This window comes from Novosphingobium sp. BL-S-19 (genome assembly GCF_055521675.1).
The window spans coordinates 1,506,055-1,524,534 of the sequence record NZ_CM145497.1 but is presented as its reverse complement, the minus strand read 5'-3'; the positions used below and the strand labels follow the sequence as shown (position 1 = coordinate 1,524,534).

The following is an 18,480-nucleotide window of genomic DNA, read 5'->3' as shown; positions in this document are numbered from 1 at the left end:
CACCGTTACTTAGCTATGCTCGCACACCCGGGGGGGATTGGTGGGTGCCATGCTGTTGCAAATGCACGGGAATCAGTTTGCGGAGCCGTTCCGCCCGGATAGTCGGCCCCGATTGCGGGTTCGTGACCTTTTGCCTGCCTTCCTGATGCTGATTTTGCTCGTTGCCGGGCTGCTTGTCGCTTCGTTCGGCGTGGGCGCCGCTTCCGGCGAAGGCTATCTGGTGGTGACGCCGCCCAGCTGGACGCTGGCCCGCACGACCGGGCTGGTACGCGCCTCTGGCGGCAGGCTGGTTCGACCGGGCGGCTTTTCCAACACCGTCATCGCCGCCTCGGCCGATCCTCGCTTCGCACAGACCGTGGAACGGGCGGGGGCGCTTTTCGTGCGCCGCGTCTCCGGCCCGCTTGGCTGCACTGCTCCGCAAGAAACCAGCCCGCCCCTCACGACGAGGTCACAGCCATGAACGACGAAATCGCTGCCCTTCGTACCAAGTTCGGCCGGTTTCTGGTCGTGCTGCTCTGGCTGCACGTCCCGCTGCATGCGCTGGTGGCGCTGATCCAGGGCGAATCGCCGCTCTATGCCGCGCTGGCGGGCGCCGTCCTGGCCGGATCGTTTCAGCTGATGTGGGTGCTTCAGGGCCCCGCGCCGGCGACCCGCTATCTTTCCGCCGTCGCCCTGATGGGGGAGGCGGCGATCCTGCTGTTCCTCCTGCGTGGCCATCCCTGGCAGATGGACATGCACATGTATTTCTTCGCGATGCTGGCGCTGACCATCGCCTGGCTGGATCGCGAGGCGATCCTGATCGCCGCGGTTGCCATCGCGCTGCATCACCTGGTGTTGCTCTACCTGCTGCCTTACGCGGTGTTCTCGCAGGCCGGCACGCCGGAACGCGTCCTGCTCCATGCCGCGATCGTGGCGTTCCAGACGGCGGTGCTGGTTTGGCTGAATGGCATGTTGACCGGCAGTTTCCAGCGCATCGGCCGGATGAGCGACGAAATCCTGCTGAAGAACGAGGCGCTGGAGGAACGCACGCGCGAAGCGGAAGAGGCCACGCGGGTAAAGAGCATGTTCCTGGCCAACATGAGCCACGAAATCCGCACGCCGATGAACGCGATCCTGGGCTACAGCCACCTGATCGGCCATACCAGCCTGGACGATCGCCAACGCGACTTCGTGGAGAAGATCAAGGGGGCCGGATCGTCACTGCTGCGCCTGATCAACGACATCCTGGACTTTTCGAAGAACGAAGCCGGCAAGCTGATGCTGGAATCGCATGATTTCGACTTGCGCACGACGATAGCCGATCAGGTCCAGCTGGTTTCGTTCGAGGCGCAGGCGAAGGGCGTGCGCGTCTTCACGCATATCGGCCCGGATGTGCCGCAGGCGGTTTGCGGCGATCCGCTGCGTCTTGCGCAAGTGGCGATCAACCTGCTGAGCAACGCGGTGAAGTTCTCCGCCGGCGGCCGGGTGGAGATCGGGCTTGAACTGGTGGGCAAGCGCGATGGTCCGGCCGGCGAACTGGCCGTGCTGGAACTGGTGGTGGCCGATGACGGCATCGGCATGAACGCACAGCAGCAGGCAGGGCTCTACAAGCCGTTCTCCCAGGCCGACACTTCCACGACACGCCGGTTCGGAGGGACCGGGCTGGGTCTGGCGATCTGCAAGCAGATCCTGGAGCAGATGGGCGGATCGATCTCGGTCAAGAGCGCGCCCGGCCAGGGCAGCACTTTCACCTGCCGCTTCGAAATGGCGGAAGCCGGCGCAGTGCCGACAAGCCGGGCCGTCTCGTTCGACCAGATCCGCACGCTTCGGGTACTGGCGGCGGACGATAACCCCGCCTCGCGCGAGATCGTGCAGGGCATTTTCGGGCATTGGGGCATGGGCATCGACCTTGCTGCGTCGGGCGAGGAGGCGCTGGCCGCCTATGCCGATGCCTGCAAGCGCGGCAAGCCGTTCGACCTCGTGCTGATCGACTGGAAGATGCCCGGAATGGACGGCATCGAACTGGCACGCATCCTGCAGGAACGCGCCGGAGACGGTCCGATGCCGATCACGCTGATCCTCACGGCCTACAGCGTGGACGAGGCGATGGCGGAGGCGCAGGGGATTCCCATTTCGGCCGTTCTGGCCAAGCCCATCGATCCGCAGGCCCTGCTGGAGACGATCACCGTTCTCTTCGCCGACGAAGCTGCCGCGATCGCGGCCGCGTCGTCCGAAGAAGCCACAAGCCGGCAGGTGGAGGCGCACTTGCGCGGCCAGCGCGTGCTGCTGGTCGAGGATAACGAGATCAACCTGGAGATCGCCACCGAATTGCTGACGCAGGCAGGCCTGATCGTCGATCCCGCCGTCAATGGGCGCATCGCCTGCGACCTCGTGGCCCGGCGGGGCGACACTTATGCCGCCGTCCTGATGGATGTGCAGATGCCAGAGATGGACGGGCTGGAAGCCACGCGCCTTATTCGCGAAACGCGCCCGCGTGGTACTTTGCCGATCCTGGCCATGACCGCGCACGCCTTCGAGGAGGAAAAGCGCAAGTGCATGGATGCCGGAATGGACGATCACATCGCCAAGCCGGTTTCGCCTGCCTCGCTGGTTGCGCTGCTGGATCGCTGGCTGAAGCCCGTTACCCCGGATGCGGAAGGGCCGTGCGCGATTGCTCGGCCCGCCGCAGCTGACATCGAACCCGTCCTCCCCGCCAAATTGCCGCCTTTCGACATTCCCGTCGCGCTGGAACGGGTGGGCGGCAAGACCGCACTGCTCCATCGGCTGATCATCAGCTTCGGGCGGGATTACGCAGACGTGGCCGCGCGGATGCGCGAGGCTCTGGCGGAGCGCGATACCGACGAAGTGCGGCGGCTTGCGCACGGATTGCGCAGCGTTGCAGGCTCGCTTGGTCTGCACATCGTCCAGCATCACGCCACCGAAACCGAACGTCTGGTCCTTGCCGGCGAGATCGATTCCCTGTCTTGCGAAATCGACGCGCTGGACCGGGGGCTGCGGCCGGCCGTGATCGCGGCGCGGACGCTTCCCGCAGTGACAGGGCATAACGGGGCTGCTGCAGACGCCCAGCCGGTGGACGCCAAGCATGCGGCCCAGGCCTTGGCCGAACTGCGCGGCCTTCTGCTGCGGCGCAGCCTGAGGGCCCGAGACGCCTTCGAAAAATTCGCCGATGCTTCGGGGCTATCGCAGCCCGAACGACAGCATCACCCGCTGTGTCAGGCCGTGCTTCGGCTCGATTACGCGGCCGCTCTTGAAATCGTGGACCGCATCGATGACCGCATGGGCATCGATGCTTCCGCCGATGGCGCCGGCGGAGATCTTTCCGCTAACGGCAAACTGGCGACCGATCGCGTCGCCCAAAGGACGAATTCGTGAACAAGGCGACGATCCTGATTGTCGATGACGATCTGGCCAATATCGAAATCATGAACGCCGCGCTGGAGGAAGAATACGACGTTTGCTTCGCCAGTTCGGGGGAGGATGCGCTGGATGTGGCGCGGTCCGTTCAGCCCGATCTTGTCCTGCTGGACGTGGTGATGCCCGGCATCGACGGCTTCGAGGCCTGCCGCAAGCTGAAGGGCGATCCGCTGCTGGCGGACGTTCCGGTCATCTTCACCACCGGGCTGGGCGATGCCGAGGCGGAGATGCGCGGCCTTTCGCTGGGCGCAATCGACTACATCACGAAACCGGTTCAGCCGGCCCTGTTGCGCGCGCGCGTTGCCAACCATGTCGAACTGAAGCGGATGCGCGATCGGCTGGCGCAGATGGCAGTGACCGACGCGCTGACTGGCCTCAGCAACCGGCGCCATCTGGAGATCGACCTTGCCGCCGATTGCGGCCGCCTTGCCCGCACCGGGGAATGGCTTTCGGTCATCATGATCGACATCGATTTCTTCAAGCAGTTCAACGACACCTACGGCCATCAGGCCGGTGACCGTTGCATCATGATGATTGCTTCCGCGCTGACGCGGGCAATCCGCCAGTTGAGCGGCAAGGCAGCGCGTTATGGCGGTGAGGAGTTCCTTTGCGCACTGCCCGGCGTCGATCCGCAATCGGCAGGCGAAGTGGCGCTGGAGATCAAGCGACAGGTCGATTCCCTGGGCATCCCGCACAAGACCTCGCGCATCGGTCCGCAAGTGACGGTGAGCATCGGTGTGGCCTGTGCGCGCTGCGCCGACGGGATGGCGCCGGACCACTGGATCGCTGCTGCGGATGCCCAACTCTACAAGAGCAAGTCATACGGACGCGACCGGGTAACGCTGGATTGCTTCGACGGGATCGCCTCTCACTAGAGAACGCAACCCCATAAATGGCGCGCGATCCCGGATCAGATCTCGTATTCGAGGTGCCAGCCGGTAGCCGCCGCGACGGGATGGTGCCGCTGCGAGGCGCCGGACTGTCGGCGCATCATCTCGCCGTGGAGTTTCTTCACCATGTTGCTGCCGGTACGGGTCATCACGCCGGGCAAGAAGCCATGAAGCATGGTCCCTAATCCGGCCACGATCATGAGCAGGCCGAAGCGATTGGCGACATACCAATGCTCGCCGTAGGTTTCGTTCACGGTGCGGGGATGATCCAGAAACAGCTTGCGGAGCATTGCCGTCTCCTTTGAATGTAGGCCCTAACAGCCGGTACCGGCGGCGGCGCGGGTGCGGAAGCCCGCACCGCCGTCGGCATGGCATGTCCGACCGATCAATCGGTCGGCAAGGCTTTCCGGCCGATCAGGCGGTCGGCGGATAGGGGTGAAGGCCGAAGATCCACTTGGCACGCAGTTCTTCTGCGCGATCGACAAGCAGAACGCGGGCATCGTGGCCCGCCATGCCGGCCTGATGGGCGACATCGATGGCGCGGTTCAGCGCGGCCTTCATGTCCGCGAAGACGGCCAGCGCCACGCCATGCAAGGTGACTGCCCAGTTATCGCCCTGCTGGGCGACGTGATAGTCGTTCTGTGCCATGTGCCGTTTCTCCTTTTTCGCATCCGTGCCGATCCGATGGCGGAAAACATGCGTTCACTTGCCATCGGGCTGGACATCTTCAGGTGTCCTCGGCCCCGAGGTGTTTCTTGGTTTCGTACATGGTGCTGTCGTGGTCGACCCGCACGATTGGCCGGTGATCTAATCTATGATCCGGCCGGAACGTCTTCCCTCTACATTCTCAACCATACCGGTAGACAAAGTGCTGTCAATGCGATTCGACGGCGACGCCGCCGCGTGGCTCGTTGCTTGTCGCGCATGGCGCACCGCTCGTCGGTATCCCCTTCAAGACCGGTCGCGCAGGCCGGGCCTCAACCCTTCCGCCGCCTGCTATCCGCCCGCCAGTCTGTTCCAGCGAATATACGGCAGGATCGAGGCATGGTCATCGGTCCAGGCCTGCGCTGGCCGTTCGTTCAGCACGGTCCATGGCATGTCCGATCGCGCATGGGCGAGTTGGTTCAGCGCCCCGGCGTCGGCCGACAGGGCGATCCAGCGGGAAGGGGTGTAACGCTCGGTATCGGTCGGGATGTCGAGCCGGGTCAGCGCCGCCAGGCCGCCGTCGCGCGCATTCGCGGCAACGACTGGAGCCAGATCGATGTAGCGGTTCGATATATGCAGAAGCAGCAGTCCGCGTTTGCTCAGCGCCGCCATGTAAACCTGCAAGGCCTCCCGCGTCAGCAGGTGCATCGGAATCGCGTCCGAGGAAAACGCGTCGATCACCAGGACATCGAACGAGGCGGGTGGCAGCGCGGCCAGTTTCAGCCGCGCATCGCCGATCACGATCCGTGCGCCGGGCGTGCAATCGCGCAGATAGGTAAAGCGGCCCGAGGTGGAGAAACGCAGGACGACCGGATCGATCTCGAAGAAGGTCCAGCTTTGTCCGGGGTGCGACTGGCAGGCCAGAGAACCCGTCCCCAGGCCGACGACGCCGATCCGCGCGTGCGGCCCGACGATGGCCGGGGTTGCCGCTAGCGCGAGCGCTACGCCGGATCCGGGGCCATAATAGGTCAGGGCATCGCGGGCATGGGCCGGATCCAGCGACTGTTCGCCGTGCAGCGTGGTGCCGTGGGCCAGTGTGCGCATGCGCTCCTCCGCCCGGTCGTGCACGGTATAGATGCCGAAATAGCTGCGCGTACGCTCACCCTTCAGTGTCGCGCGGATCGTCCAGATGCCGCCTTGCGCCACCATGGCGAGGGCCAGAACCATGACGAAGGCCCAGCGCCACGCCAGCAGCATCACCCCCGTTCCCGTGAGGAAGGCGGTCAGCACCAGTGCGATCAGCTCGCCTTCGGGCCGCAGTGCATAGCCATCCAGTTGCCAGCCCAGAAACGCGGCGAACAGCAGCAGCAGGGCCAGGGCGATGCGCACCTGTAACGGATCGCCGCCGTCATCCCCGTTCCAGCGCAGAACGGGTTCCAGCGGCATCAGCAGTGCAGCCGCCAGCACCAGCAGCGGATGCTCCCACGCCCAGTCGAACAGAAGCGGCGCCAGCAAGGCGGTGAAGACGCCGCCCAGCGCGCCGCCAGCCGAAAGGACGAGGTAGAACCGCGTGAGTTGGGAAGCTTCGGGGCGAAGGTCGTAGAGCCGCGCATGAAGCGCCGTCGCCACGCAAAACAGCAAGAGGCAGGTGGCAAGCGCCGTCCACAGCCCCCCCGATCCGTTCGAAAGCATCGCATAGCTGCCCGCGAACAGCGTCACCACCGGTGCGATCCGGCCGATCAGGCGCGCACCGCCGCGCCGGTCGGAAAAGGCGACGACGAAACTGAGCAGATAGAGCCCCAGCGGGATCACCCAAAGCAGCGGCATCGCGAAGATGTCGGTGGTCAGATGCGTCGTCGTGGACAGCAGCAGGCCGGAGGGGACGGCCGAAAGCGCCAGCCACAGCAGCAGCGTTCGCCTTGGAATGCGCGCGGGGGCGTGATCCCGCGGCGGCGCTGGCGCGATGGCAACCGTCGCAAAGCGGCTTGCCCCGGCCAGCACGACCAGCGCGACCAGCAACAGGAAACCGGCCGACCAGAACAGGCTCTGCTCCCGCAGGCTCAACAGCGGTTCTGCCAGCAGCGGATAGGCCAGCAGCCCGGCAAAACTGCCCAGGTTGGACGCCGCATAGAGTGCCCATGGCTCCCCGCCGCGCGGATCGGCCGCAAACCACCGCTGCATCAGCGGCGCCTGCGCCGAAACGGCAAAGAACACCGGCCCGATCGACAGCGCCAGCAGCAAGGGCACCCATAGCTCTTCGGGCAGGCCCCCAACCGGCGCGACATTGGCAAGCCCCACCGGCAGGGTCAGGCCCGCCAGTGTCAGCACGCAAACATGGATCAGCGCCTGCCGGCGCAGCGTAAAGCGGCCCAGCCAGTCGGCATAGGCATAACCGGCCAGCAGCAGCGCCTGGTAGACCAGCATCGCGCTGTTCCACACGTTCGGCGCGCCGCCCAGGTGCGGCAGCGCCATGCGAGCGACCATCGGCTGCACCAGGAACAGCAGGAAGCTGCCGACAAGTATCGTCGCGACGAACAGGCCGCGTGCGGGGCCATGCAGGCCGAAAGTACGGGAGGTATCGGCAGCGGCCATCGGCACCGTCTATCGCATTGCCCCGTCAGTATAAAGCCGCAAGGCGCCGCCGTTCCCTTTGCGCCAAGGCCGAGCGAGTGACTCCTCAGTTCCCCCCGCCAGCCGTATTGCGGATGAAGGCAGCCACATTGTCATGCAGTTCGTGCAGCGAGGGCAGGTGGGCATAGACCATGTGGCCGGATTCGTAGTGCTTGTATTCGACATTGGCCTGTAGGGCCGGGGGCACCGGCAGGTGGCGCATTTCGAACACCCCTTCGAAATAGGGCGTGGAAACGTCGTAATAGCCGCCGTTGACCATGACCTTCATCGTAGGGTTCTGCTTCATCGCGATGGCCAGATCGGGCAGCACGTTGGGCAGCGCGATCAGCGGTTTGCCCGCGCCGGGGGGCTGGTGGCGATAGTCCCAGCTGCCGTAGATGCTGACGCCGGGCTTGAACTGCTTGTCGCCCCCATCACCGGTCCCATAGTGCAGCGTACCGCGTGCGTACTGGTTGAAGGCGGCGATATAGGCGCCTTCCAGTGCAGCGCTCTGCGGATCGTAATCGGCCACCTTGCTCAGCGGATCGAGCGTCGCGCCGGAAAAGCGGGTGTCCAGCGTGCCGGTGGTCAGGCCCTGATCGGCCAGCAGTTCCTTCTGGAACGCGCCATATTCGATGCGAAGATTGGTCTTCAGCAGATAGGGCACCGAAAGTCCGGTGAAGGCGGAAAGCTGGCTCGCGATCCGCTGGCGCTCGGCTTCGGGCAGGGCATTGCCCTGCATCAGCGCCTGCGCATAGTCACCCGTGGCGAAGGCCTCCACTTGCGTTAGCAGGGTCTTCAGGTCAGCCGGCTGATTGGCCAGCTTGTGGTGATACCAGGCGGTGGCCGCATAAGTCGGCAGCGCGACGATATAGGGCAGGTCCACCGAAGGGTTGGCCTGCGGATCGTCGGGCATCAGGTCCCAGTTCAGGATGTCCGACAGCAGGATCACGCCGTTGAGGTCGATCGAGCGGTTCTGCAGCGCCAGAGAGAGCCCGGCGGCGCGCATCGTGCCGTAGCTTTCGCCGAAAAGGTACTTGGGCGAGTTCCATCGCCCGTATTTGTTCAGGAACTGCTCCATGAACTGGGCGAAGGCGTCGATGTCCTGATCCACGCCGTAGAACGCCTTGGCCTTGTCCTTGCCGGCGATGCGGCTGAAGCCGGTGCCCGGCGCATCGATGAACACCAGATCGCTGGCGTCCAACAGGCTCGCGTCGTTGTTGACCGTCTTGTAGGGCGCGGGCGCGGTATGGGCATTGTCCGCCGTTTCCACGCGCACCGGGCCGAATGCGCCCATGTGCAGCCACACGCTCGACGATCCGGGGCCGCCGTTGAACAGGAAGGTGATCGGGCGGCCGGGCGTGCGCACGCCATCCTTGAAGTAGGCGACGTAGAACATCGAGGCTTCGGCCTTGCCGGCCTTTGCGTCCTCGTCATCGGATGCCTTGGCGTCGAGCGCGTCGGTATCTTCCCAACCCTTGGCGTGGGCGACCAAGGTGCCGGCAACCGCGTGATAGGCGATCCGCGAACCGCCGACGGTCACCGATCCGGTGGACTGCACTTCCTCAGGCTGGAACAGCGGGGCCGGCGCATCCGTTGCCGTATCGGCCTTGGCAGGGGCTGCATCGGCCTTGCCTGCGGAGGGCGCGGCGAGCGCGGTGGACGCCGCCAACAGGCAGGCGAAGGGGACGGCAACCAGGGCAGGCTTCATCTATCGTCTTTCGGGAAAGGGCGACCACGATTGGAAGGCGCAGGATTACGGCGCGATCCCGACAAGGCAAGCGCTGGAGCCGTTAAATCAACGGCTTTGCATCCGGATCGGAAGGTTCCAGCCGCTCCTTCAACCGATCGTAGAGGGATCGGTGCACCAGCGCCTGATCCAGCCGCGCCAGCGCAGCCGAAACTTCGCCCGCTTCATGGTCGAGTTCCCGCGCCACATCGTCGAACGCCTGCCACATCGGGCGAAGGCGGGCGACAAGCTCTTCGCCGGCCGGCGAGAGGCTCAGCACCCGTCGGCGGCTGTCCTGCGGATCGGGCGCGGAGTGGATCAGTCCGGCATTTTCCAGAGACTTGCGCGCTTCACTGACGGAGGGATGGCTGATACCCAAGGCTTCCGCCAGCGCGCTGACGGTCATTGCTCCTTCCTGTGCGAGTTGGTTGATCAGCCCGAACCAGCGTTGCTCGAACCGGATTCCAAGCTCGGCATAGATGCGCGTGGCATCGGCATCGATCGCGGCGCTCAGCCGCCGCAGCCGGGCCCCCAGCGCGGCACCGTGCATTCGGCTTACATAGTCGGACATTCCAGCCTCTCGATTGGCATTGACTTATTGGTAGGCACCTACATAAATAATAGCAAGCACGTTCGGGAGAGGGAAAATGACCATCCGCAAACCATTCGGCTACTCGCGGCGGTCCGTCATCGTCGGCAGCCTCGCCGCGGCCTTGTTGCCGCGTTCGGCGGCGGGGGCCACGTCTTCCTTCGATGCCTTCGTGGCGGACACCATGCGAACTGCGGGCATTCCGGGGCTGGGGTTGGGTATCGCGCGCAAGGGCGCGGTCACGTTCACGAAGGGTTATGGGCTTGCCGATGTGGCCACAGGTCGGCCGGTCGATGACAATACGATGTTCCACATCGCCTCCATTACCAAGACGGTGACCGGAACCGCGATCATGCAGCTTGTCGACCGGCGCATGATCGCGCTGGACGATGCGATCGCGCCGCATCTCGATTTCCGCATGGTGGGCGAAGGCGCCGATCGGATTACGTTCCGCCACTTGCTGAACCACACCTCCGGCATATCGGACGAAGTCTATTACGGGGTCGATTTCCGTGTCAGGGGCAAGGATGCCACGATAGCGCTGGGCGACCTGCTGCGCGATTACTTTGCTGCCGGCGGGCGCTACACGGGCAGCGGCAACCTGAAGGCGCCGCCGGGCGCCCGCTGGGACTATAGCAACATGGGCTTCGCGCTGCTGGGATACCTGTTCCAGCGCGTGTCCGGGCAGGATTTGCGCACCTACACGGCGGATCGCATGTTCAAGCCGCTGGGCCTGAAGCGCATTTCCTGGACCCTGGCCGGAACGCCCGAACATCTCCGCGCCACGCCCTATGACGTTACGGACGCCGGCGCCCAGGTGGCTGTACTGCCTGCCGGATTCCCAGATTATCCGGGCGCCATGATCCGCGTATCGGTGGGCGATTTGACCCGGATCATGGCGGCAGCGGCCAATCAAGGGCTGGCGGGCCGGACCCGATTTCTCAGCGCGCAGGCGAACGCGCAGATGCTGCAAATGACGAAGCCGGTCGATCTGCCCGACTGGTTGACCGGGCAGGGCCTGGCCTGGCAGGAAGCTGCGCTTGGCGGTGTTCCTCGGCCCAATCACTGGGGCGGCGATCCCGGCGTGCTCACCATGGCCTACCTCGATCCGATAACCCGCACGGCCGTGGTCCTGCTCTCCAACCTGACCGCGACGCGTGAGAGTCGCGATGCACTGAAGGCGATTGCGGTGAAGGCGCTGGATCGCCCTGTATAGCGCGAAGTATGCGACCTATTTTGCGGTCAAGAATCCCCTGATTTCGGCGCGTTCGGCGCCGCCAGACGTGCGCCGGATCGAAGCGCGATACACGTGGCCTTGCTCTGCAACGATCTATGTACTAGTTGGTACACAGATCGCGGACGGCGTTGCAGCCGCGCCGTTTCCAATGCATTCTGCGCCGACCCCCACTGCTCGCGGCTCAGCGAGGCGGGGCAAGTCCGGCGCGGTCGAAAACGACAAAGGAGGTGCCGCATGTCCGGCACGAACAACGCGAATGGCTTTTTGGCCAAGGCATGGCTCTACCTGATCGGAGCCGTGGTCCTGTTGGCCGGCCTGTTCTTCACCCTGGGCGGCATCAAACTCGCCAGCCTGGGGGGCAGCTTCTACTTCGTGATTGCCGGTGTGGCCTTGCTGGTGTCCGGCTTCCTGATCGCCCGCCAACGCCCGGCGGGCGCTTTGCTGTTCGGCGCGACTTTCGTGCTGACGATCGTCTGGGCGCTGTGGGAAGTGGGCTTTGCCTTCTGGCCGCTGATCTCACGCCTGCTGGCGATGGGCGTCGGCGCGACGGTGATTGCCCTGTCCTATCCGCTGCTGCGCCGCGCCGTGGGCCATCGGCCTACGTGGCGCCCGTCATTGGCGGTCGCCGCCGTGGTGGGCCTTGCGTCGGCGGCCGGTTTCGCGGGCATGTTCGTGCCGCATCCGACCGTGGCATTCTCCGGCAAAGTCGCCGGGTTGATCCCGGTCGATCCCGCGCATGAGCAGAAGAACTGGGAGGCCTATGGCAATACGCCGGGCGGCAGCCGTTTCGTCGCGCTGGACCAGATCACGCGCGAAAATGTGAAGAACCTGAAAGTCGCCTGGACCTACCGCACCGGCGACATCGCCGTAAGCGACGGTAACGGCGCGGAAGATCAGGATACGCCGCTGCAGGTGGGCGATACCGTCTATATCTGTACCCCGCACAACAATGTGATCGCACTGGATGCCGATACGGGCCGCGAGAAGTGGAAGGCACGGATCGACGCGCGCGCATCGGTATGGATGCGTTGCCGCGGCCTTGCCTATTTCGATGCGAAGGCGCCGATCCAGCAGCCGAACATGCCCGGCTCTACTCCGATCACCGCCGTCACCGTGCCCGAAGGCACACCGTGCCAGCGCCGCATCCTGATGAACACCATCAATGCCGAACTGATCGCGCTGGACGCCGATACCGGCAAGTTCTGCACCGACTTCGGCAATGGCGGCCGCGTCGACCTCAAGGCCGGCCTCGGCAATGCGCCCGATCCGCAATACCAACTGACCTCCGCGCCGACGATGGCCGGGACCACCGTGGTCGTCGGCGGGCGCGTGGCGGACAATGTGCAGGTGGACATGCCGGGCGGCGTGATGCGCGGCTTCGACGTGATCACCGGCAAGCTGCGCTGGGCCTTCGATCCGGGCAACCCGGCGATCACCGGTATGCCTGCAACTGGCCAGACCTATACCCGCTCCACGCCGAACGTCTGGGCGGCGATGTCTTACGACCCGGCTTCGAACACGGTGTTCATGCCGGTGGGCAGTGCTTCGGTCGATCTCTACGGCGTCACCCGCAGCGAACTCGATCACAAGTACGGTGCCTCGATGCTCGCGCTCGATGCGACGACGGGCAAGGAGAAGTGGCACTTCCAGACGGTCCACAACGACCTTTGGGATTTTGACCTGCCAATGCAGCCCAGCTTCGTCGACTTCGCGGTGGGCGGCGGCAAGACCGTGCCGGCGCTGGTCTTCGGCACCAAGGCCGGCCAGCTCTACGTGCTGGACCGCGCGACCGGCAAGCCGCTGACGCAAGTCGACAACGTCAAGGTCAAGGCCGCGAACATCCCGAATGAGCCCTATTCGCTCACCCAGCCCCGATCGGTCGGCATGCCGCAGATCGGCGTCGGCCTGCTGACTGAGGCGGACATGTGGGGCGCTACACCGTTCGACCAGTTGCTCTGCCGCATCGCCTTCAAGGGTATGCGTTACGAAGGGCTCTACACCGCACCGGGCACCGACAAGTCGCTCAGCTTCCCGGGATCGCTGGGCGGCATGAACTGGGGCGGCCTGTCCACCGACCCGACCACCGGCACGATCTTCGCCAACGACATGCGCTTGGGCCTATGGGTGCAGATGTTCCCGCAGACCAAAGCGCAGCAGGGCAAGTCCGGCGCTGCGGGCGAGGCCGTCAACACCGGCATGGGCAGCGTTCCGCTGAAGGGCACGCCCTATTCGGTGGTGAAGGACCGTTTCCTCTCGGCACTGGGCGTGCCCTGTCAGGCGCCGCCGTTCGGCACGCTGACGGCGATCGACATGAAGACCCGCCAGATCAAGTGGCAGGTCCCGGTCGGCACCGTACGCGATACCGGTCCGAAGGGCGTGAAGATGGGCCTGCCGATCCCGATCGGCCTGCCAACGCTGGGCGGAACGCTGGCGACGCAGGGCGGCCTCGTCTTCATCGCCGGCACGCAGGACTATTACTTGCGCGCGTTCAACTCGGCGAACGGCAAGGAAGTCTGGAAGGCCCGCCTGCCGGTGGGCAGCCAGGGCGGCCCGATGAGCTACAAGTCGCCGAAAACCGGCAAGCAGTATGTGGTGATCACGGCAGGCGGCGCGCGCCAGTCGCCCGATCGCGGCGATTACGTGATCGCTTACACGCTGCCGTGACGGCCTCCGGGGGCGGATTCCCAACTCCGCCCCCGGACTTCCTTTCAATTCGAAGCAAACCCGTGCCCGTGGAGGCAGCGGGGAGGAGGGGGCCTTGGGCCAACCTATTCGTACCATCACCCGGCTGACCGCGTGCAGCCTGATGATTGCAGCGCCTTTCGCGGCAAGCGACGCGCGTGCCGAGGATGGCGACGCGGCCGAGGAGCAGGCGGCGCCTGTCGACGCGCGCAGCGAAAAATCGCCGACACCCGTCACTGCCTCCGCCGGTGGCCGTGAAACACTGACCGGCGATTGGGGCGGACTTCGCACGCAGTTGAAGCAGGCCGGCGTGACGGTTCGGGGCGATTACGTTTCCGAAACGCTCTCGGCCGTTGACGGCGGGCTGCGAAGAGGGACTACCTACGTCCAGCAGGTTCGCGTCGGCGCCGATTTCGACATGGACAAGCTGGCCGGCGTCGACGGGGCGACGATCCACGTCACCGTCAACGACCGGCGCGGCGTGGGGCTCTCTTCCGATTTCGTGGGTAACCGCCTGCCGATCCAGGAAGCGGCGGGCGGCTACTATGCGCGGCTGACCGAATTCACCTGGGAGCAGAACCTGATGGCCGGCCGCCTGAACCTGCGTCTGGGCTATTTCGCGATGGGTAACGACCTTGGCGGCATGCCGATCGGCTGCAATTTCGTGAACGCGGCGTTTTGTGCCCATCCACTCTCGATGTCCGGAGACAGCGGGTGGTACAACTATCCCAACGCCCGCTGGGGCGCGGCGGTGCGCTACAAGCTGCGGCCGGACGTGACGATCCGCACCGGCGTCTATCAGGTGAACCCGCGCCTGAATGACGAGGATAATGCCTGGAAACCCTTCGCCGGCGGGACGACCGGCGTGGTGCTGCCGATCGAGGTGGAATACGATCCTGGCGCTGCGAAAGACAGCCGCGTGCTGCCCGGCCATTACAAGCTGGGCTTCTACTACGACACCTCCCGCGTCACGCTTCAGGGCGGTGGCGGCACGGTGAAGGGGCGGCACGGCGTCTATCTTCTGGCGGACCAGATGATCTGGCGCGACGGGAAGGGGCCGCGCGGTCTATCGCTGTTCGGGCAGGCGACCTTCAATCCGGAAGAGACGGGCCAGATCACCCGCTGGTACGCGGCCGGACTGGTGAAGAACGGCACTTTCAAGGGCCGTGACACCGATACGGTGGGGCTGGGCTTCGTCTATGCCGAAGTCGATCCGCGCCTGCGCCGTGCCCATGTCGATGTCGCGCCGGTGCCGGGCAGCTATGCCTCGATGCCGGTCGGCGAAATGGCGATCGAAATGAGCTATGGATTTCAGGCCAATCGCTGGCTGGTGATCCGGCCGGACGTGCAGTACATCATCGAACCCGGCGCTTTCAGCTATCGCCGTACGCCCGATGCGCTGGCGATCGGCTGTCAGGTCAGAATGCAGTTCTGAAGTTGCCCTCGGCCAGCCGACCGCCCATAGCGCGCGCCATGCAGGACACCGGCTTCACCGAGCGCAACCGGCGAGAGATCATCGCGATCGCCACGGCCCACTTCGCGGACAAGGGCTTCGCCGGGGCGCGCGTGGATGAGATTGCAGCTGCCACGGCGACGTCGAAGCGGATGATCTATTACCATTTCGGCAGCAAGGAAGGCCTCTATCGCGCCGTTCTGACCGAGGCCTATCGCGGGATCCGCTCCGCCGAGCTGGAGGCGGGGCTGGACCAGCTGGCACCGCTTCCCGCGCTGGACCGGCTGACGGCGGTGACCTTCGATTATCACTTCCACCACCCCGAACTCGTGCGACTGGTGATGGATGAGAACATGCGTCACGGCCCGCACGTGGCTTTGGTGAGCGAAGCCCGCAACGAGCTGGTCCTGCCCAAGACGGCGGCCTTGATCGAGCGCGGCGTGGCCGACGGCAGCTTCCGCGCCGGCATCGACGCGATCGACCTGCATATGACGATCAGTGCGCTGGCATTCCACTTCGTGGCCAACCGCTACACGTTCGGGGCGATTTTCGGCGTCGATGTGACCAGCGAAGCGGCGGCAGCGCAGCGGCGTGAGCAGGTTGTGGATATCGTGCGGGCTTATTGTCAGGCGGTTTAGCGCCGGAGACGGTCGCTTGAAAACGGGTCCGGCTTATTCTTGCACGAGGGTGGGAGCCGATTTTGAAACGACGGCCATATAACCTTCGATAAAATAGAAATACGACGTTCCTGCTGCCTCAGCGATACGCCAATGGTTCACGGTGCCGGCAAACCTGTTTCGCGCCAGTTTGATCATATCCGCTTGCATCGTGACCGATACAACCTTCGAGAACACGATTTTGATGGGAATACGCTTGGCTGCGTCGTGGGTTGGATAAGAAAGCAGTCTGACCGTTACGGTATTGTTCACGGCATCGACTTCGACGCCTTCAAACAGAGAATCGTGTCCCGATTGTTAATCATATAACATGGTCGCATCAGCCTTAGCATAAGCCTGAAAGCGTAGAGCTTTCGCCATTCACGCATTACCAACGGGTTATGCGTACGGCCTTTACGACGCGTTCCACTCGTGATTGCAATGCTTCAGCCGCCGATCAGGCCCGCAGATTGCTACGCAGGGTCTTCATCGTTTCGTTCAACTGCTGAAGTTCCGGGATCGTCATTCCCGTCGCGGCCAGCACTTCCTGCGGGACGCAGCGGGCTTCTTCCATCGTTTCGCGGCCCTTGTCGGTCAGCGCCACGCGCACCACGCGTTCGTCGGCGGTGTCGCGCCTGCGGGTGACGAAGCCTGCGGCCTCCAGCCGCTTGATCAGCGGCGTCAGCGTGTTCGATTCGAGAAACAGGCTCTCACCCAGTTCACTCACGGTCTGATCGTCGCGGCGGGTGAGGGCGATCAGCGCGAGGTACTGGACATAGGTCAGGCCCAGCCGGTCCAGCAGCGGCTTGTAGATCCGGTTGAACGCCAACCCCGTCGAATAGACGGAAAAGCACAGCAGTTCCGCGAAGGGATCGGTGCGGGCAGGGGCGGTCTGGTCAGGCGTGTCGGTCATGGCCACAATATAAATCGCACGCGATTTAATCGCAAGGGTTGACTCCGGGCGGAACTCGATCCATTTAGATCGCGCACGATTTAATCGATAACGATACACACTCCACTCCGACGAAAGGAAAGCACGATGTCCATCAAGCCCCTCTACAAGACCAGTGCCACGGCAACCGGCGGCCGCGACGGCCAGGCCCGCACCGATGACGGCAGCTTCGCCGTTACCCTTGGCACCCCCACCGAACTGGGCGGCAACGGGCAGGGCAATAACCCCGAACAGCTGTTCGCTTCGGGCTATGCCGCTTGCTTCCTGGGCGCGATGAAGTTCGCCGCCTCGCAGGACAAGGCACTCCCCCGCGTGCCCGCCGACGCCAGCGTCAATGCCACGGTCGGCATCGGCGCGCGCAGCGACAAGGGCTTTGGCCTGACCGTTGCCCTGCAGGTCACTCTGCCCGGCGTCGATCGCGAAGCGGCAGAGGCTCTGGTGGCCGAAGCGGACACCATCTGCCCCTACAGCCATGCCGTCCGTGGCAATGTGGAAGTGTCGCTCTCAGTCGCCTGACGGTCAGACGGCACAATGAAAAAGGGCGCGGACTCGATGAAGCCCGCGCCCTTTTCGCGTTCGTTTGGAGCGCCTTAGCCGCCGAAGCGGAGCCGGGCCAGAAGCTGGAGCGAGGCGGCGTAGTAGTCGTCCGCCAGCAGCGTGGGCTGCGTGGTGCCAAGCAGCAGCCCCGCCACTGCCGCGCCGCCGCTGGACAGCGCATAGTCCGCCTCCTGTCCGGTGTTCACATCGACCCACGCGGGTATCGCCTTTCCCGCCGCGATGCACGACCGCCAAAAGGCGGCAACATCGGCGGCCAACACTTGCTTTCCGGCCAATGCAGCCCAGAGCGGCACGCGGATCGCGTCATAGCCGAAGCGCGGCGGCTTGTCCGGAGCGGGGGCGACTTGCGATGGTCCGGAAACTGCCATCCAGTCCACCGGCAAGTGTCGGGTGCCGAAACGGCCCAGGCCGATAAGGGCTTGCCCGTCCTCGATCACCTTGCCCCAAACCTGCTGCCCGTCGAGCTTTGCAAAGGCGTCCAGCGCCGGCCAAACGTAATAACAGGGGTTGAGCGTCACCGCCGCATTGGTGACGAAGCCCTGTACGCCAGGGATCAGCAGCTGCCGGCCATAGCGATCCAGCACGCATTGTTTGCGTATGGCCGCGCGGATTTCCGCCGCGCGGGCGAGGTAATCAGGACGATTCCAGCGTTCGCCAGCCAAGCCCAAGGCCCAGGCGATGACGATGTCGCCATCGGTCGCATTGTTGTGGTCTGCCACCGGATCGGTGGCGTTCGGATCATAGCGCCAGACATGCAGCGCCATGTCCGTGCGGGCAATCGTCTGACGCGTCCAGTTGGCGATACGGTCGAACGCTTCCCGGTCACCGGCCTCCAAGGCAAAGAGCAGACCATAGCTCTGCCCCTCGCTATGGCTTACGCCATTGTTGCCGGTATCGACGATGCGCCCATCACGCTGAAGATAAAGATCGCGATAGCTGGCCCAGGTGACGGCGCGGCCCGGGGTGCGGCTTTGGGCGCCGCCGTTGCAGGCAGCCGTCAGGGTCAGCATTGCGCCCAGCGTGAATTTCCGGCGGTCGATGCCCGGTCCGTCGCTCGTCATCTTT

Annotated in this window: 16 protein-coding genes; 8 read left to right on the top strand and 8 right to left on the bottom strand. The window is 64.6% G+C overall.

All coding sequences use genetic code 11. The features are described 5' to 3' along the window. The first annotated feature begins 145 nt into the window (after positions 1-145). The 3 genes from ACZ1JV_RS06465 to ACZ1JV_RS06455 are packed head-to-tail and all read left to right on the top strand — an operon-like array spanning position 146 to position 4,289. Positions 146-460: a hypothetical protein gene (locus ACZ1JV_RS06465; RefSeq protein ID WP_465139554.1), complete on the top strand. Its 315-nt coding sequence runs from the start codon at positions 146-148 to the stop codon at positions 458-460. Beyond that, positions 457-3,372, top strand: a complete 2,916-nt coding sequence (locus ACZ1JV_RS06460; protein ID WP_465148851.1) for a hybrid sensor histidine kinase/response regulator — start codon at positions 457-459, stop codon at positions 3,370-3,372. Before ACZ1JV_RS06465 ends, ACZ1JV_RS06460 begins: the two co-directional genes overlap by 4 nt. Beyond that, entirely contained in the window at positions 3,369-4,289 is a 921-nt protein-coding gene (locus ACZ1JV_RS06455; RefSeq protein ID WP_465139556.1) for a diguanylate cyclase, read from the top strand. Before ACZ1JV_RS06460 ends, ACZ1JV_RS06455 begins: the two co-directional genes overlap by 4 nt. Positions 4,290-4,324: 35 nt before the next feature. Here ACZ1JV_RS06455 and ACZ1JV_RS06450 read toward each other — a convergent pair whose 3' ends face one another. The 5 genes from ACZ1JV_RS06450 to ACZ1JV_RS06430 form a co-directional block, all read right to left on the bottom strand. Beyond that, on the bottom strand, positions 4,325-4,594 hold the full coding sequence (locus ACZ1JV_RS06450; RefSeq protein ID WP_465148850.1) for a DUF6356 family protein: 270 nt from the start codon (positions 4,592-4,594) through the stop codon (positions 4,325-4,327). 124 nt (positions 4,595-4,718) lie between these two features. Next, a complete protein-coding gene (locus ACZ1JV_RS06445; RefSeq protein WP_465139558.1) occupies positions 4,719-4,952 on the bottom strand; it encodes a hypothetical protein in 234 nt (77 codons plus the stop codon). A gap of 348 nt (positions 4,953-5,300) precedes the next feature. Beyond that, positions 5,301-7,541: a fused MFS/spermidine synthase gene (locus tag ACZ1JV_RS06440; protein ID WP_465148849.1), complete on the bottom strand. Its 2,241-nt coding sequence runs from the start codon at positions 7,539-7,541 to the stop codon at positions 5,301-5,303. 85 nt (positions 7,542-7,626) lie between these two features. Next, positions 7,627-9,270 carry a S10 family peptidase gene (locus tag ACZ1JV_RS06435; RefSeq protein ID WP_465148848.1) on the bottom strand — a complete coding sequence of 548 codons (1,644 nt, stop codon included), beginning with the start codon at positions 9,268-9,270 and terminating at the stop codon, positions 7,627-7,629. 82 nt (positions 9,271-9,352) lie between these two features. Beyond that, positions 9,353-9,859, bottom strand: a complete 507-nt coding sequence (locus ACZ1JV_RS06430) for a MarR family winged helix-turn-helix transcriptional regulator (RefSeq protein WP_465148847.1) — start codon at positions 9,857-9,859, stop codon at positions 9,353-9,355. A gap of 76 nt (positions 9,860-9,935) precedes the next feature. On the opposite strand from ACZ1JV_RS06430, the gene ACZ1JV_RS06425 reads away from it, so the two are divergent. From ACZ1JV_RS06425 to ACZ1JV_RS06410, 4 genes are all read left to right on the top strand, one after another. Next, the gene (locus ACZ1JV_RS06425) at positions 9,936-11,093 is read left to right on the top strand and encodes a serine hydrolase domain-containing protein (RefSeq protein WP_465148846.1); all 1,158 of its coding nucleotides are present in this window, start codon (positions 9,936-9,938) and stop codon (positions 11,091-11,093) included. Positions 11,094-11,348: 255 nt separating this feature from the next. Beyond that, positions 11,349-13,778 carry a glucose/quinate/shikimate family membrane-bound PQQ-dependent dehydrogenase gene (locus tag ACZ1JV_RS06420; protein ID WP_465148845.1) on the top strand — a complete coding sequence of 810 codons (2,430 nt, stop codon included), beginning with the start codon at positions 11,349-11,351 and terminating at the stop codon, positions 13,776-13,778. 94 nt (positions 13,779-13,872) lie between these two features. Next, positions 13,873-15,231, top strand: a complete 1,359-nt coding sequence (locus ACZ1JV_RS06415; protein WP_465148844.1) for a carbohydrate porin — start codon at positions 13,873-13,875, stop codon at positions 15,229-15,231. A gap of 38 nt (positions 15,232-15,269) precedes the next feature. Further along, positions 15,270-15,887: a TetR family transcriptional regulator gene (locus ACZ1JV_RS06410; protein WP_465148843.1), complete on the top strand. Its 618-nt coding sequence runs from the start codon at positions 15,270-15,272 to the stop codon at positions 15,885-15,887. 33 nt (positions 15,888-15,920) lie between these two features. Here the strand turns inward: ACZ1JV_RS06410 and ACZ1JV_RS06405 are convergent, their stop codons facing one another. Both ACZ1JV_RS06405 and ACZ1JV_RS06400 read right to left on the bottom strand, forming a co-directional pair. After that, entirely contained in the window at positions 15,921-16,178 is a 258-nt protein-coding gene (locus ACZ1JV_RS06405) for a hypothetical protein (protein ID WP_465148842.1), read from the bottom strand. 184 nt (positions 16,179-16,362) lie between these two features. Further along, complete coding sequence (locus ACZ1JV_RS06400) at positions 16,363-16,818, bottom strand: MarR family winged helix-turn-helix transcriptional regulator (protein WP_465148841.1); 456 nt, start codon at positions 16,816-16,818, stop codon at positions 16,363-16,365. A gap of 126 nt (positions 16,819-16,944) precedes the next feature. On the opposite strand from ACZ1JV_RS06400, the gene ACZ1JV_RS06395 reads away from it, so the two are divergent. Further along, positions 16,945-17,373, top strand: a complete 429-nt coding sequence (locus ACZ1JV_RS06395) for an organic hydroperoxide resistance protein (protein ID WP_465148840.1) — start codon at positions 16,945-16,947, stop codon at positions 17,371-17,373. 74 nt (positions 17,374-17,447) lie between these two features. Here the strand turns inward: ACZ1JV_RS06395 and ACZ1JV_RS06390 are convergent, their stop codons facing one another. Beyond that, complete coding sequence (locus tag ACZ1JV_RS06390) at positions 17,448-18,476, bottom strand: glycosyl hydrolase family 8 (protein ID WP_465148839.1); 1,029 nt, start codon at positions 18,474-18,476, stop codon at positions 17,448-17,450. Between the last annotated feature and the right edge of the window lie 4 nt (positions 18,477-18,480).

Excerpts from the sequence above, each read along its gene's own strand:
- ACZ1JV_RS06465 (WP_465139554.1), top strand. The coding sequence starts at position 146 with ATGCTGATTTTGCTCGTTGCCGGGCTGCTTGTCGCTTCGTTCGGCGTG.
- ACZ1JV_RS06460 (WP_465148851.1), top strand. The coding sequence starts at position 457 with ATGAACGACGAAATCGCTGCCCTTCGTACCAAGTTCGGCCGGTTTCTG.
- ACZ1JV_RS06450 (WP_465148850.1), bottom strand. The coding sequence starts at position 4,594 with ATGCTCCGCAAGCTGTTTCTGGATCATCCCCGCACCGTGAACGAAACC.
- ACZ1JV_RS06445 (WP_465139558.1), bottom strand. The coding sequence starts at position 4,952 with ATGGCACAGAACGACTATCACGTCGCCCAGCAGGGCGATAACTGGGCA.
- ACZ1JV_RS06440 (WP_465148849.1), bottom strand. The coding sequence starts at position 7,541 with ATGGCCGCTGCCGATACCTCCCGTACTTTCGGCCTGCATGGCCCCGCA.
- ACZ1JV_RS06435 (WP_465148848.1), bottom strand. The coding sequence starts at position 9,270 with ATGAAGCCTGCCCTGGTTGCCGTCCCCTTCGCCTGCCTGTTGGCGGCG.
- ACZ1JV_RS06430 (WP_465148847.1), bottom strand. The coding sequence starts at position 9,859 with ATGTCCGACTATGTAAGCCGAATGCACGGTGCCGCGCTGGGGGCCCGG.
- ACZ1JV_RS06425 (WP_465148846.1), top strand. The coding sequence starts at position 9,936 with ATGACCATCCGCAAACCATTCGGCTACTCGCGGCGGTCCGTCATCGTC.
- ACZ1JV_RS06420 (WP_465148845.1), top strand. The coding sequence starts at position 11,349 with ATGTCCGGCACGAACAACGCGAATGGCTTTTTGGCCAAGGCATGGCTC.
- ACZ1JV_RS06410 (WP_465148843.1), top strand. The coding sequence starts at position 15,270 with ATGCAGGACACCGGCTTCACCGAGCGCAACCGGCGAGAGATCATCGCG.
- ACZ1JV_RS06400 (WP_465148841.1), bottom strand. The coding sequence starts at position 16,818 with ATGACCGACACGCCTGACCAGACCGCCCCTGCCCGCACCGATCCCTTC.
- ACZ1JV_RS06395 (WP_465148840.1), top strand. The coding sequence starts at position 16,945 with ATGTCCATCAAGCCCCTCTACAAGACCAGTGCCACGGCAACCGGCGGC.
- ACZ1JV_RS06390 (WP_465148839.1), bottom strand. The coding sequence starts at position 18,476 with ATGACGAGCGACGGACCGGGCATCGACCGCCGGAAATTCACGCTGGGC.